The sequence below is a fragment of the [Pantoea] beijingensis genome, from assembly GCF_022647505.1.
Lineage (GTDB): Bacteria > Pseudomonadota > Gammaproteobacteria > Enterobacterales > Enterobacteriaceae > Erwinia > Erwinia beijingensis.
The window spans coordinates 218,433-232,479 of the sequence record NZ_CP071409.1; the positions used below are offsets into that span (position 1 = coordinate 218,433).

The window sequence follows — 14,047 nt, forward strand, 5'->3', positions numbered from 1 at the left end:
ATTTTTTAGATGAGAGCATTTATCGCAGAATGCGGTGCTATTCAACCTTAAGAAAATCCATTAACGGTGATTTTTATGAAAGAAATTAAAGGCGATGTATTAAAAGAGATCTCAGGTGGTAATTTAACTACCACTATTCTTGACTACTTTCGGAACTGGGGTTCTGACAATAATTCAGAACATCAGGAGTGGCACTCAGGTTCTACCATTGAATCTCCTGCCTTAGGGAAAGGGGATCAATATGGTAAGGCTATTGCAACCGGTCTTGCTGCTATTGCCATCTTCTCGATCTCTTTAGTAGGCGGGTTTGCTAAAGGTCTATTTCGCTGAGTTCCTGCATTATGTGTTTCATACACATATTATTTTTGTACATTAACTGAATTGCCTTTTATCGGATAAAGGCACTATGCAAAAAGGATTTTTTATGAAAAAAGTACTTCTTTCTACTCTGGTTGTCATGGCGATGGGTTCGACTTCAGCGATGGCTGCTAACGGTACCATCACTATCAACGGTAAACTGACCAGCGCAACCTGTACCGTAAAAATTGACGACAGTGCTACCGGTGACGCAGTTGTAACACTGCCGACCATACCGACTTCTATGCTTGTAGAAAAGGGCGATACTGCCGGTGCAACCAACTTTACCATGAAGCTGACCAACTGTACTCCTACCAGCGGTAAGGTGCGTGCGTTCTTCGAAGCCGGTGCTGACGTTGATGCAAGCACTGGTCGACTGAACAACGCCCTGAAAACTAAGGATGCAAAAAACGTTCAGGTAGAGCTACGTAATGAAGCTGATGATGTTGTGCAGGCCGGTAATACCAACCAGCGTAAAAACAAAGCAACGGATCTGTCTTCTGGTGCGGCCACTCTGAGCTACTCCGCGCGTTACTACGCAACGGGTGCGACCGAACCGGGTGATCTGCAGTCTGCTGTTACCTACTCTATTGATTACGAGTAAGACCAGACCTTGTTTTAAAAATACAGGGAACTTCGGTTCCCTGATATCGCCGGAGAAGTGTAATGATCCCCCACAGTCGTGTTTTTTTTTTCATTTTTAGCCTTATTTTTTCGTCAACCCAAGTATTCGCCAGCGTTGTAATTAATGGTACGCGAGTGATTTATCCATCCAGTGAAAAGGAGATTACGCTTCGGCTGGAAAATAAGGGGGATAAATCATCATTAGTACAGGTCTGGATTGATACGGGTGACAGCTCCGCGAAGGTCAGCCAAATTGATGTTCCCTTTATTATACTTCCGCCTGTTTCCCGCATTGAGCCATCACAAGGTCAGACGCTACGTATTTCCTATACCGGCACTGGCAGTAATTTACCTCATGATCGTGAATCCGTATTCTGGCTCAATGTTCTCGATATTCCACCAAAGCCTGAACAACAGATTGGAAATAGTATACAGATGGCATTTCGTTCGCGAATTAAGCTGTTTTATCGTCCGGCGGAGCTGAATATGTCCTCTGATGAGGAGCAAATAGATAAATTAAGCTGGTCAACCAAGTCGTGCGGAAAAATGCAGTGTGTTGTTATTAATAATCCAACACCTTTATTTCTCACTGTGTCAAAGCTGGAATTAATGTCCGGCGATAAAGTGCTGTCAACACAATTAGGAAGCATGATTTCGCCCTATAGCACCGACTCCTATCCGTTGAAATATCGTTCAGGCGATAATTCGTTATCTATTGATTATATCAATGACTTTGGCGCATCCGTTAAGGCTCAGATAAAGCACGAATAACCGATCGGCATTGCCATACACGGACGTAACTATGTACTATTTAAAACTTAAGGGATTTAAACTTTCTCCGGTATCCGGCAGTATTATTTTAGTCATGGGGGGATTCGTCTCCTGCAATTCTCTGGCCGACGTCAGTTTTAATCCGGATTTTCTGAACAGTACCGTTGGTCAGAGCGTGGATATCAGTCGTTTTAACGGCGAATACCGTGTGCCGCCAGGGGACTATACGCCGGATATTTACCTTAACGGCAGGCTTATCGATCGCGCACCGGTTTCCATGCGCGGTGATAGCGGAAAATCACATCTGTGCTTCAATGAATCACTTCTGACCCGTCTTAATTTGAATACCGCTCGGCTGTCGAAAGAGAGCCTGGCGTCACTCAATAGCGAAAACGCATGCAGTGAACTGGAATCGCTTGTACCCGGGGCCCACGCACGTTTGAGCCTGTCGGATATGCGTCTTAACCTGAGTATTCCTCAGGCTTACCTGAATCAAACTGCGCATGGGTATGTCCCACCAGCCATGTGGTCGTACGGGGAAAAAGCACTTTATCTGAGCTACAACACCACCTATTTTGAGCAATATAACAAGAGTAACATTTATAAATCTTTCTACGGTGATGTTAAAGGGAGTCTGAATCTGGGTGCCTGGATGCTCAAACATTCAGGGGCTTATCGCTGGGACGATCGGTATGGTGGCCAATATAACGACTTCTCTACAGCCCTGCAGCGCGATATTCCGACGTGGAATTCACGCATTTTGTTCGGCGATGCAAATACCTCAGGCGAACTTTTTGACTCTTTCTCCTTCCGCGGCGTACAGCTTGCGACGGCAGATCAAATGCTGCCTGACTCCTTGCGGGGTTACGCGCCCGTTGTCCGTGGGATCGCACGCACTAACGCGAAAGTCTCTATCAAACAGCGTGACCGTGTTATCTACGAAACGTCTGTTCCGCCAGGGGAATTTGCTATTCAGGATCTGTACCCAACGGGCTACGGCGGCGATCTTCAGGTTACAGTGACCGAAGCTGACGGTTCCCAGAACATCTTTTCAGTTCCCTTTTCATCGGTGGCGGAGCTCCTGCGGCCCGGACGCATCACCTATAACCTGGTGATGGGGCGTTTGCGTAATGTTAGCGTTTCTGAAGAGCCCTATGTATTTCAGGGAACCTGGAAGCAGGGGGTCAATAACATCATCACCTCTTATACCGGGGTAACGGCAACGGATTACTACTATTCGGGTATTGTGGGTTCGGCGTTTGGCACGCCGGTGGGGGCGTTTGCCTTTGATATTACCGGTGCCCGTTTTAACAAAGACGGTCGGTCTCAGAATGGGGTTAGCTTGCGTGCAAGCTACAGCAAATATATTACGGCGACCCGCAGTAGTTTTTCATTAGCAGCATATCGTTTTTCGTCTTCCGGCTATCTCGATCTGCATAACGCCGTCTATGTAGCTGACAATATAAAACATCACGATTTCAATGCCGGTTACGACACCATCAGCCGTCCCCGTAACCGTGTCTCTCTGACGTTAAGTCAGGATCTGGGAAACGATTTTGGTCAGCTGTACATTTCGGGCTATCGCGAGAATTACTGGAATGATGTTGGCAGCAATACGCAGTACCAGGCAGGGTACAACAATAGCTATAAGTGGTTGGGTTATGGATTAGCGGTCAACCGAACGGAAACACGCAATCGGGAAAAAGAGACGCAATATTTGCTTAATTTCTCAGTTCCACTGGGAAGCGGACGCAATACGCCGAATTTGAACAGTTACACCACGATAGAAAAGCGTGGGGTGACTTCACAGCTTGGCGTGGGAGGAACGCTGGGTGAGCAGGGTCAACTCAGCTATAACGTATCCGCCGGACGGGATGCCAGCGATAACTATTCCGGTAACGTCAGCGGGGCCTATAAATTCCGCGACGCAACGTTAAATGGCAGCTTCTCTAAAGGCAAGTCTTATCACAGTTACTCTGCAGGCTTAAGTGGCAGCGTCGTGGCATTTTCCGACGGAATCGTCACCAGCCCTTATGACGGTTTGGACACAATGGCGATTGTCTCAGCAAAAGATGCCGCAGGTGCCAGCGTGGAAGGATATTCGGGCGTCAAGCTTAACCGCTGGGGGTACGCGCTTGTGCCTTATCTCACTCCTTATCGTATTAATAATGTGGCCATTAATCCAAAGGGGCTGCCGTTTGACGTTGAGCTTGATGCCAGCAGCAAGCAAATTGCCCCGGCGCAAGGCGCAATCGTTAAGTTGGATTACGCGACCCGCAAAGGCCGCATGGTACTTATTCGCGCGACCATGCCGGAGGGCGATGCATTACCGTTTGGCGCGGCGGTGACAGACAGCCATGGCGAGAATGTTGGGGTAGTCGCTCAGGGAGGCCAAATCTATGCGCGGCTTAATCTGGGGAAAGATCGTCTTAATATTCATTGGGGGGGCAAACAGCAGTTTACGTGCGCTTTTGATATCAACCTGCGAGAAACGCCATCGGATCAAGGTATTGAACGTGTGAATACCGTTTGTGATGGTGACGATCCAGGCATGCGGCAGAATCTGGCTTTCGCTCAGGGGACTTTTTCGAAGAACAGTTGAGTCAGGAATGTCTCTGATAAATGCGAAAAGGAATAAATTTATGTTTAAGCTAAATGTCTGTCTGTTAGTCTTCGTTGCGGTAATCGTGTCCGTGACATTTCCGGCGTATGCCAGTTTAAAATGCGGGACTGATTCGCCTTATTTTAATAACTCCGGGTTGAATTTTAACACGGATTTGCCAAATGGTATCAATGCCAGTGCACCAATAGGAACGGTCCTGTTCAGGAAAGATATGGAAATTACCGTATGGTGTGGCAAAGATGCCACTAAAAGTGGTTCATGGACAAAAGAGCCGGAAGAAATATTTATTACGCGCGCGAATATTTCAGATGCTTTGGGCCGCAACAGTGGCTTGACCGTTTATGTCACGGTCAATGGCGATCGGGGAACAACAAGAAAAGCCTTTGGGACTGGGATCAAAACGATTATTCCCTGGGTCGATGGAAGCATAAATAACAGTTACCTGGATCGAGCAGTTCTCAATGTTACTGTTGAACTGGTTAAGACCGGAGAAAATAAGGAAATTAGCACTAAAAATGATAGGGTAATTTTTGAAGTTGGTGATGCTTACAGTGGCGATATACAGTATTTCATGAAAGGCGCTAAAAAATTAGAATTTACTACACAAACCTGTGAAGTAAAAGATAGCGGGAATTTTTCAGCTACGCTTGACTCACTTAGTATAAATAATATTCGTTCTGCTGGCCCTGTTGAAACGCCTGAGAGAGATTTTGTCGTTAGTATCATTTGTAACTCTAATCTATGGAGTACACAAAATATTATGATGAAAATTACAGGTGATAGTATACCGGAGATGGCTAAACAGGGGCTTTATTACTGGAAGGATATTCGTACAGGGGAAAAAGCCAGGGATATTGCGCTACAGTTGCTTCAGGGGGCAAACGGAGCTAATTATATTCCTGTTGAACCTGGTAAAAACTTTATTGTCGGGAACTTTGAAAAAAGAATGGAAGAGGTAAGTATTCCTCTGCGTGCCAGATATTATGCTACCGGCACGAAAGATTTATCTCCTGGCGAACTCCAGACAGTGCTGTTTTATAATATTGATTATGAATAATAGAGGGGTAATTTTAATGACACAGCATTATAGATGTCCTGAAGGCGTTTTTTATCTTCCTGATAATGTCAGCACTCAGACAATAAATATCATCACGTTTGCTTCTGGACAGGTCGTTAATGTAAACCGCGACACCCCAGTACCTGGGGTGGTTTTTGAACAATATCTGCAAGACCAGATTAGAATACTGGAGCTGAATTGTAAGAACTATGAGCAAATTTCGTTGTTGATGTCGGAGTCAATCGGAATATTTTCTAAAGTCGCGATGTTGGCTTTTTCTTTCATGCCAACAGAAGGTATTACCTGTTGGCAATATATTGTGCTGGCAGAAAGGCTACCGGGTCATATTATGTTATTCTCTTCACTCTTCAAAGATGAGACTTCGCTGAATAGCGGCAGTAGTCAGGTGAACACCTTGTTTGAGAACATTAAAGCGTATTAATTATCAATCCAATGGATACCGTCCATTGAAGAATATTCTGATTTCCGGGTGCGTGAACAATAATAAATGACGGCCTGTCCTGGGCGTTGTAATAATTATTGTGTCAATATTTTAATTAAGTATCTCTGTGATTGGAGACTTTCTTATCACTCTCCCCGGTTCCCACCGACAGTAGTCGTATGCATTAATCGGAAATCCCAACGTGTATTTTCCTGCCCGCATCATTTCTTGCTGTAACGACGCCATTATGCCCGTACTTGCGACCTGCTTGATGAACGTGAAAACCGCCAGGCTTCCAGGAGGGGAGGTTAATCGGCATAAAATACCTCAGGAGGAGGAGCGCCTTTTTGCATTATATTCCCTGTGTTATGAATTGCTGCTTTGTAAAACGAAATTTGAAACAGAAGAGTCCCACGATAGTGTGTCGCTCACAAAGTAACAATATGATCGTCAGTTTATAAATACGATGAAGAAGGTGACATCGCACGCATTCCAACACTAAATCTTTGTACAGGTGTTAAAAGCCTCTCCGCGGTTTTCAATGATCTCGCTGAAAGAGCGTGGTGGGCTATTAACGCAGCAGGTAATATTAGCTTTTAAGAGGCAAAAGTGGTTAGAGATGACGATTCAAGATTAGATATGCATAAAAATTATGTCATAAAAGGGGTTGTTGAGTTTCGTCCGGCGACCAGTACGCTACATGATCTGACTCATCCGGATGACGTAGTGGTGTTAAATTCTCCCGCGGGTCGCTGCTTATTGCTACTTATTGAACGGGCCGGAACGATTGTCACTCAACAGGAGTTTATGGATATCGTCTGGCGTAAGAGAGGAATGCTGGTTTCACCGAATACTTACTATCAGAATATTTATATTCTTCGCAAAGGATTGAGGGAAATTGGTTTTGTTGATGATCCGATTGTGACCATTCCGCGCATTGGTTTAACACTGGCAAGCGATACGCATATACAAATAAAAGAATCGGTATGCATGCCTGTTGTTGCAGCAGAAGAACAAGAGAGCAATCAGCCGCCATTGATTTCACCACCTTGTTTTATACCTCAGGATAGTGTCTGTGCCGAGGATGATATTGACTTGACACCGACACCGACACCGACACCGACACCGACACCGACACCGACACCGACACCGACACCGACACCGACACCGACACCGACACCAACGCCGACATCAACGCCAAAGGTGTTAACGAAAGTTAATGTCGCGAGCGATTCTTCAGGGTTATTCTTTTATTCTCCGCTGTTCCTGAGCGCTACGCTATTTCTTGTTGCCCTCATGCTGGCTGGTATTGGCGCTGTACGTTTACATGTATATAAGAAGGAACATTTTTTTGATAATTATCATTTTGCCATTTCGGCCGCCGGTTGCCATTTCTATCTACCAACGTATATCAAGGCGGAATCCGAACGTGACACAATGCTGACCTACGGTAAGCGATTCAGTGCCTATTGCGGAAGTTATCCCTGGGTATATATAAGTGGGACTGCTATGCGGCCACGGGTTTCCGTTATACGGTGTGATGAACCCATGAGCAAACCTAATCGATGTATTTCCGACTATTTTATTGAGGAACGTTAATATGACGAAATACCATAAAGTGCTCGTTTTTTTTTGTGGCTGTATTGTTCTGAGTACTGTACTTACGGGGTATTATTTATGGCAATATTCCAGCGACCGAGAATTTTCCTGTCAGGTAAACTTTGTTCAGCATCATTCTGATGAAACGCTTAATCTCTGGATGCACTATAACTTTAATGGGAGTCACGGCATGCTTAGTATGAGCGGATATGCACAAAGCGACCCACACAAAACCTTTAACCGAAAAATATCCTTCCGAGTGACGAGGGAAGGACACGTCTATTCTTTACACTCAGAACTGAGCATCAAGTTTCCCGATGACCATGTCAGTGATGAGTGGCTGGAAAAATACGAACCGTTATTTTTTGTTTATCCGGATGAAAACCTCTATATACGTATTCGTAAGCTACAGAATGGCAATTACCTTTTCCTTTTTGATTCTCCTCCAACGTATATCTGCTCGGTTCCTGCTATACAAGAAGGCGGTGGAGTAATAAATTTTTCGACCTGAATTGAGATGATATCATTACCCTGCAGACAAAACAGTGAAAAGCAATATCTTGCATTTTGGATCATGGATTGGCTTTGCCGTCGCCTGGTTTGTATTCAACCGATATGTCTTGTCACCGCCTTGCAGTGAACCTTAGCAAAGTCAGCGTTACGCCACTGGCGAAACGTAGGTGCGGGCTTATGCGATAGCCTGCACCTACGTCAGAGAAAAAGCAGTGCATTCTTGAGTTGATATGATGAGAATATCTTTAGGGAAATAGTCGATTAAAGGAAAACGATAACGACAGCGACGAGTATAAATAGGAAGCAAAATAAGACATATCTAATAGGATGCCGTTGTTCCTTAGCCCCACGCGTTAACGAAAAAAATCCTGGAACTCTCTTCTCCTTTTTGATTGCCAGAACCGGTATTTTTTCAACATTCGGTTGAAGATGGTTTTCTGAAAGTTTCTCCGCGCTAAGATCGGAAATAGCAGCGTGATAGCTTTTTTCATGATCGCAATCCACTGCCGCTTCGAACACCCGTTTTCTTATACGCGTTCCGGTCGCCAGCGTCAGGCCGATACGTGGCAGCGTGACGATAATCTCTTCACCTAATCCGATACGCTTAAGGCCTTTTCGCAGTATAGAGATGTTTTGATAATAGGCGTTTGGGGTGACCTTTATACCACTTTTCTTCCAGACAGTATCCATTAGCTCATGCCGTGTAACAACGGTTCCGATCCGATTAATTAATAACAGTAGACATCGACCTGCAGGGGAATTAAGAGTGACAACGATATCAGGGTGATGAATATCCCTTAAGGTACTGGTTACCGGATGGAACTCTACTGTTTCATTAATGATGTAATAGTTGTGCATACAATATCTTAAGCCTTGTTGTCATTTCCCTTTATTTTTTAGCACGATTTTTCTGCCAGAAAGCGCTCCGATCCAATGTCATAAAACCCAATATTCAAAACAGTTTTATCGAGCAGTCGGATTATCCCGGATAGAGCATATACTCTTTTCCCTGTGTGATACGGGATGCAGAGGGACGCTTATCGCGGGGTAAATTAGTTCATAAAACGGCGAGCACTGCTGTAAAATGGTGAAGAACGCAGGTTTTCAATTTTATTGATTGCCGTTCTTCTATAATAGTAAATTTTTTTTATGTCACTGCCCATGTAGCTGGCGATTTGTTTTGTTTTAAGATTGGCGGAGTACCCTCTTAATACGGAGATCTCTCTATTGCTTAAATTAGATGTGCATTTTCCCGCCGTCGTTAGGTTCACGTTAAAACGTCCCCCCAGCGCCGTGATTTTGTTGATAATGATATCCCATAATAAACTTAAATCGCTGAGGGATATTTTTTTACTAAACATGCCATCGATCTGCTGAGGGGGTTTTACAAAGTCTGCTGCTGTAGAAAAAAGGAAAACTCTTGAGTGGGGATTTCGTGCTTTTATCGATAAGACATCTTGATTGATATTGATGATGATATCAGTGCTATTAAGGGGGTCATAAATGATAATATCATGTAATAGTTCGCTATTGTTTAGGTCCTTTACATTAGAAAAGTTTGATATATTAATGTTGATATTGTCATTTTGTGCAAGTAACATTAATTGAGACATACCGATTCTCGTAAATTCGCAGAAATCGATTAAAGCAACATTTATGTTTTTCCTGGTTATATCCATTTTGTCTTCTTCCTTATTTTTCATTTTTTACTGAGCACATCAAACGCATCAATCTGATGCGGCTTACTCTCCAAAGCAGAGGTGCAAGTTTTTTCGTATTCCTGTTCTCATTTGAATATTGAGGTTCGCTAATAAATCACCGAAACCGTTAGACATAAAAGTATAACGTGCCGTCACAGTCATTCAATATCATGTTTTTTTAATTGCTATTAGTTAATATTAACTTATCTTAATTCCATCTTAATAAAATGCTTAAATTAACCCTCTTTTCCTTTTGAACGTAATGGAATACAAGTGGGTATTAGAATTAGTTAATAATATTCGTCTACAGGATGTGCCGGTAAAGCGTGCTGGTGTGGGCAGGGCAAGCATGCCTGAGGAGAAAGAAGGCGTGTGTAAGGGACAATTAATTTAGAGGGAAACGTGGTCGGCAGGAAAACGGGAAATATATGGCACTAAATGTGCTGTCTTCTTATCACACACACGCTATGCAGTGAATAACGGTGCACCTTTCATAAAGAAAGGTGCGGTTTGTCCAGTCAACTGCCTGCAACTGAATTGCAGGCAGTGGCAGGAATTAGAACGACATTGATGCCTGAACAAAGAAGGTCCGAGGTTCGCCCACATACTTGCCGGCGTTATTGTCGGTAGAACGTGTGTAATAACGCTGGTCAGTGATGTTTTTAATACCCGCGCCTACGGTCAGATTGGAAAGGCTTGGACCGAAGTTATATTCGCCACGCGCATTCCAGACCATATAGCCAGCGATATCGCCGAACTGGCCGTCCTCACTCTCATCAGTGATATAGCCGTTTCCTGAATCAGCAGAACCAGGAGAACGCTGTCCTGATTGTGCAAAGCTATCGACATTCCATACCCAGTTACCCGTTGCATAACGGGCGCCCACGGTAAATACCTGGCGAGAATAGAAGGGCAGATCTTTATCGGTGAATGCACCGCTAACGGATGTCGCTTTGGTGTAGGTATATGACGTGTATACGCTTGAGCCGTCAAGTATCGGTGCGAGATCACTCAGGTCATAGCTGAATGCCATCTCAATACCTTTATGCTTGGTGGCACCCAGTGAGGTCCAGCCGATGGTATTGTTGATGTACTGCAACTGATTACTGAAGTCGATATAAAACGCCGTCAATTCCGCTTTGATCACGGTATCGTCATAACGTGTACCGACTTCATATGTGTGCGCTTTTTCTGGTTCCAGTCCCGGAGCGGGCTGGCCATGGTTACCACCGCGTGTCAGCTGGAAATATTGCAAGCTACCAAAGGAAGTATTAGCGTTAGCAAAGAGTTTCCAGGAGTCAGAAAGGTGGTACATCACGTTCAGTGAAGGCAGCGGTTCGCTGTATTGCTTCTCACGCGAAATATTAGCGAAGCTATCGTTTACGTGAGTGCGGATGCTTTCATAACGTATCCCCGGTGTTACCGTCCAATTACCGATATTGATGGCATCATCGATATAAGCTGCGTGAGCGGCTGTACCGCCGGAGGTATGTTGATAGTACTCAAGCTGCGAGTTGGGTGCTGTGAACGTGTTATCCGGATTGTACCAGTCTGAACGTAAACCCTTTTCATCTGAGGTTTCATTCAGATAGCGATAGCCCAGCGTCACTTCATGAGCGGTACCCCACAGGCGGAACAACTGCGAGTAAGTCGGCTCAATCGCATAAGTGGTGTAGTTACGTGGTGCGGACGCCAGGCGAGTTTCACCGATATGGCTCCCTTCGGTGGCTGTCCGGTTAGCGATATCACTGCTGCGGAAGCTTTTCGTAAAATAGGTCAACAGTTCAAATTGACTATTATCTTCCTGATGGCGATATTTGAATGACATATCCTGGCGACGGCCTTCAAACTGATCGAAGCGACGTACGGACTGGAACGGGTTGTCAGCATACTGTGATTTAGACAAACCTCCTGGCATACCAGCGCTGGCGGTGTAATAGTGAAAGTTTGCCAGTAATTCATCTTTATCGGTGAAGCTGTATTTGGTTTTCAGCATAAAGTCATCGATATCCGTGTTGTCATTATGCTCACGATAACCCTGCCCATGTAAACCTGAATACAGCAACTCTGCACCGAAGCCGTTGTCAGCCGTGCCGCCTACGGAGGCGCTGGTCAGCGTTTTAAGTCCGCCGTGTGAAGCACCTTCCGTCTGAGCGCTGACTGCGCCGCCAAAAGTATCAGGGATGTCTTTGGTGACAAAGTTAATGACGCCGCCCACGTTTTGTGGTCCGTAACGTACTGCGGCACCACCACGAATAACATCAATAGACTGAATATTGCCCATTGATAATGGCGCCATAGAAAGTTGTGGCTGACCATATGGTGCGACTGATAAAGGAACGCCATCCTGTAGGATGGTTGAACGTGGTGATAAACGCGAAGTCAGCCCGCGTGTGCCGACGTTAAGAGAGATATCGCTGCCTCCGGTCCCGTTACTTTCCTGGACTTGCAAACCAGGCGTACCGCGCAGGGCCTCACTGATCGTTTCGCCCCCTTTTTCGCGAACTTGTTGTTGCGATATGATGGTCCGGGCACCTGGATGATCCAGCACCACGGTATCGCTGTCGGTACTATCCAGCCAGTTGCCGACGACGGTCAGTGAATCGGTGCGGTTTTCATCCGGCTTTTTAGCGTTATCTGCTGCTTTAGCGTTATCTGCTGCGTAAGATGGAAGTGAAAGGGCAATAAGCGAGACAAGCAAAGGGCGACGATAGTCCAGAGACATATACGTATAACTCCTGTGAATTCAAAACTATTTGAATTGAATAGTAAAGGTAAAGGCAATTGTAATGATAATGATTTACATTATAATGTGGAAAAATTGACGCCGTAAATACCTATTTTTACAGTTAAACGCCTTTCCGCTGATGTTGTGTCTGAGATCACTTACCTGGGACCTGTACAATGTTGGCGCTGACGCGGGTGTAGCTGACCGTCCTGTTTTACACACTTAGAATCACTAACTTCAGAGATTTAATTATGTTTTTCAAATCGTTACCGATCATGTTATTGACTGTGTTTAGCTGGATTATTTCACCTGCCAGTTACGCAAACCCTGTCACGGTGACGGATATTGCCGGCCGTCAGGTAGTACTAAAAAAACCGGCTGAGCGGATTATTCTGGCAGATGCTCGTGCATTACAGGCGTTACAAATTGTGCATCCAGACGATCCTTTCAAAGGGATTATTGCATGGGATAACTCGCTGAAAAATAAAGCACCCGATCTCTACAAATTATATAAGTCAGCGTATCCCAACCTCAGCAAATTGCCGATACTTGAGAATGCTTATCTCAGTGACTTTAGCGTTGAAAAGGTGGTCGGGATGAATCCCGATCTGATTATTTTCGATTATGGCGTGCTGGCGAAGCTGAAAGAGAGTCAGGTGTTACCGCAGTTAGAGAAAATCGGTATCCCGGTCATGTTTATTGATTTTCGTCTGCGCCCGCTGACGAATACCGTCAGTAGTATTCGCATTCTGGGGCAAGCGCTGGGCGAAACGGAAGGCAGCGAGGCTTACATCCGTTTTTACCAACAGCGTCTGGCACTCATTAACCAACGTGTCAGTACGTTGGCTGCCAATCAGCGGCCTTCGGTATTTATTGAACGCCACGCCGGGATGACCGGTGAAGAGTGTTGTTTTACTTTTGGTAAGGGGAGCTTTGGGGAGTTTATTCAGGCAGCAGGTGGCGTGAATATGGGGAGCGCACTCTTTGCCGGTAAAAGCGGAACCATCAACCTTGAGCAACTTATCACCAGCAATCCCGCCTTCTATTTGATGACGGGGGCTGACTGGAGTGACAGCTATAAAGAGAGTATCGGTGTTCCGCTTGGCTACAACGCGGACGTCACACTGTCTCACCAACGGCTGGATAAACTGATGGCGCGTAATGGTGTTAACGTGTTACAGGCGATCAAAAATCGCCAGGTGATGGCAATTTATCATCAATTTTATGATAGCCCGTTAAATATCCTGGCCGTGGAATCCATTGCAAAATTTTTGCACCCTGAGCTCTTTAAGGATTTAAATCCACAAGCGGATGCAGAAGCTATTCATCAGCAATTTTTAGCCCAGCCGTTTTCAGGTCTGTTTTGGCTTTCAGCTTCCACGGATAAATAGTAGGGGTATTATCGCGTAAAGCCTCTGTGCGCGGTATAAACACTCATGGGCGGAAAAATATTTCGCCCATCATTTCATGATTTTTACTTTCTATTCTCCCCCTGATTGTCGGTGAGGGCCGCTAACGAAAAGTTAGCAGGCTATTTTTTTACTCTCACAGCTCCATTAGTTGTTGCATTTATGTAACAATGCCTAATACTCTTTAACGTAATGACGGCCTGGATGGCTAATTTGCATCCTGT

12 protein-coding genes are annotated in these 14,047 nt (G+C 45.1%); 9 read left to right on the plus strand and 3 right to left on the minus strand.

Features of this window, described 5'->3' with window-relative positions; translation table 11 throughout:
- Positions 1-75: 75 nt before the first annotated feature.
- From J1C60_RS00950 to J1C60_RS00985, 8 genes are all read left to right on the plus strand, one after another.
- Positions 76-330 carry a hypothetical protein gene (locus J1C60_RS00950; protein WP_128176914.1) on the plus strand — a complete coding sequence of 85 codons (255 nt, stop codon included), beginning with the start codon at positions 76-78 and terminating at the stop codon, positions 328-330.
- A gap of 94 nt (positions 331-424) precedes the next feature.
- The gene (locus J1C60_RS00955; RefSeq protein WP_128176916.1) at positions 425-961 is read left to right on the plus strand and encodes a fimbrial protein; all 537 of its coding nucleotides are present in this window, start codon (positions 425-427) and stop codon (positions 959-961) included.
- A 62-nt stretch (positions 962-1,023) separates the two neighbouring features.
- Complete coding sequence (locus tag J1C60_RS00960) at positions 1,024-1,752, plus strand: fimbrial biogenesis chaperone (RefSeq protein ID WP_128176918.1); 729 nt, start codon at positions 1,024-1,026, stop codon at positions 1,750-1,752.
- 31 nt (positions 1,753-1,783) lie between these two features.
- Positions 1,784-4,354: a fimbria/pilus outer membrane usher protein gene (locus J1C60_RS00965; RefSeq protein WP_128176920.1), complete on the plus strand. Its 2,571-nt coding sequence runs from the start codon at positions 1,784-1,786 to the stop codon at positions 4,352-4,354.
- 40 nt (positions 4,355-4,394) lie between these two features.
- Positions 4,395-5,432 carry a fimbrial protein gene (locus J1C60_RS00970; protein WP_164877280.1) on the plus strand — a complete coding sequence of 346 codons (1,038 nt, stop codon included), beginning with the start codon at positions 4,395-4,397 and terminating at the stop codon, positions 5,430-5,432.
- Between the two features lie 16 nt (positions 5,433-5,448).
- Complete coding sequence (locus J1C60_RS00975; RefSeq protein WP_164877281.1) at positions 5,449-5,874, plus strand: DcrB-related protein; 426 nt, start codon at positions 5,449-5,451, stop codon at positions 5,872-5,874.
- Positions 5,875-6,513: 639 nt separating this feature from the next.
- On the plus strand, positions 6,514-7,473 hold the full coding sequence (locus J1C60_RS00980) for a winged helix-turn-helix domain-containing protein (protein WP_242080466.1): 960 nt from the start codon (positions 6,514-6,516) through the stop codon (positions 7,471-7,473).
- Between the two features lies 1 nt (position 7,474).
- Complete coding sequence (locus tag J1C60_RS00985; protein ID WP_128176926.1) at positions 7,475-7,984, plus strand: hypothetical protein; 510 nt, start codon at positions 7,475-7,477, stop codon at positions 7,982-7,984.
- Between the two features lie 263 nt (positions 7,985-8,247).
- Here the strand turns inward: J1C60_RS00985 and J1C60_RS00990 are convergent, their stop codons facing one another.
- From J1C60_RS00990 to J1C60_RS01000, 3 genes are all read right to left on the minus strand, one after another.
- Positions 8,248-8,844, minus strand: a complete 597-nt coding sequence (locus J1C60_RS00990; RefSeq protein ID WP_128176928.1) for a transcriptional regulator — start codon at positions 8,842-8,844, stop codon at positions 8,248-8,250.
- A 194-nt stretch (positions 8,845-9,038) separates the two neighbouring features.
- Positions 9,039-9,689: a hypothetical protein gene (locus J1C60_RS00995; RefSeq protein ID WP_128176930.1), complete on the minus strand. Its 651-nt coding sequence runs from the start codon at positions 9,687-9,689 to the stop codon at positions 9,039-9,041.
- Between the two features lie 553 nt (positions 9,690-10,242).
- Positions 10,243-12,411: a TonB-dependent receptor family protein gene (locus tag J1C60_RS01000; RefSeq protein ID WP_128176932.1), complete on the minus strand. Its 2,169-nt coding sequence runs from the start codon at positions 12,409-12,411 to the stop codon at positions 10,243-10,245.
- Positions 12,412-12,665: 254 nt separating this feature from the next.
- Here J1C60_RS01000 and J1C60_RS01005 point away from each other — a divergent pair, with 254 nt between their 5' ends.
- Complete coding sequence (locus J1C60_RS01005) at positions 12,666-13,805, plus strand: ABC transporter substrate-binding protein (protein WP_375139767.1); 1,140 nt, start codon at positions 12,666-12,668, stop codon at positions 13,803-13,805.
- Positions 13,806-14,047 lie beyond the last annotated feature (242 nt).

Bases quoted from the DNA above. Each gene is read 5' to 3' on its own strand.
- J1C60_RS00950 (WP_128176914.1), top strand. From the start codon at position 76: ATGAAAGAAATTAAAGGCGATGTATTAAAAGAGATCTCAGGTGGTAAT.
- J1C60_RS00955 (WP_128176916.1), top strand. From the start codon at position 425: ATGAAAAAAGTACTTCTTTCTACTCTGGTTGTCATGGCGATGGGTTCG.
- J1C60_RS00960 (WP_128176918.1), top strand. From the start codon at position 1,024: ATGATCCCCCACAGTCGTGTTTTTTTTTTCATTTTTAGCCTTATTTTT.
- J1C60_RS00965 (WP_128176920.1), top strand. From the start codon at position 1,784: ATGTACTATTTAAAACTTAAGGGATTTAAACTTTCTCCGGTATCCGGC.
- J1C60_RS00970 (WP_164877280.1), top strand. From the start codon at position 4,395: ATGTTTAAGCTAAATGTCTGTCTGTTAGTCTTCGTTGCGGTAATCGTG.
- J1C60_RS00975 (WP_164877281.1), top strand. From the start codon at position 5,449: ATGACACAGCATTATAGATGTCCTGAAGGCGTTTTTTATCTTCCTGAT.
- J1C60_RS00980 (WP_242080466.1), top strand. From the start codon at position 6,514: ATGCATAAAAATTATGTCATAAAAGGGGTTGTTGAGTTTCGTCCGGCG.
- J1C60_RS00985 (WP_128176926.1), top strand. From the start codon at position 7,475: ATGACGAAATACCATAAAGTGCTCGTTTTTTTTTGTGGCTGTATTGTT.
- J1C60_RS00990 (WP_128176928.1), bottom strand. From the start codon at position 8,844: ATGCACAACTATTACATCATTAATGAAACAGTAGAGTTCCATCCGGTA.
- J1C60_RS00995 (WP_128176930.1), bottom strand. From the start codon at position 9,689: ATGAAAAATAAGGAAGAAGACAAAATGGATATAACCAGGAAAAACATA.
- J1C60_RS01000 (WP_128176932.1), bottom strand. From the start codon at position 12,411: ATGTCTCTGGACTATCGTCGCCCTTTGCTTGTCTCGCTTATTGCCCTT.
- J1C60_RS01005 (WP_375139767.1), top strand. From the start codon at position 12,666: ATGTTTTTCAAATCGTTACCGATCATGTTATTGACTGTGTTTAGCTGG.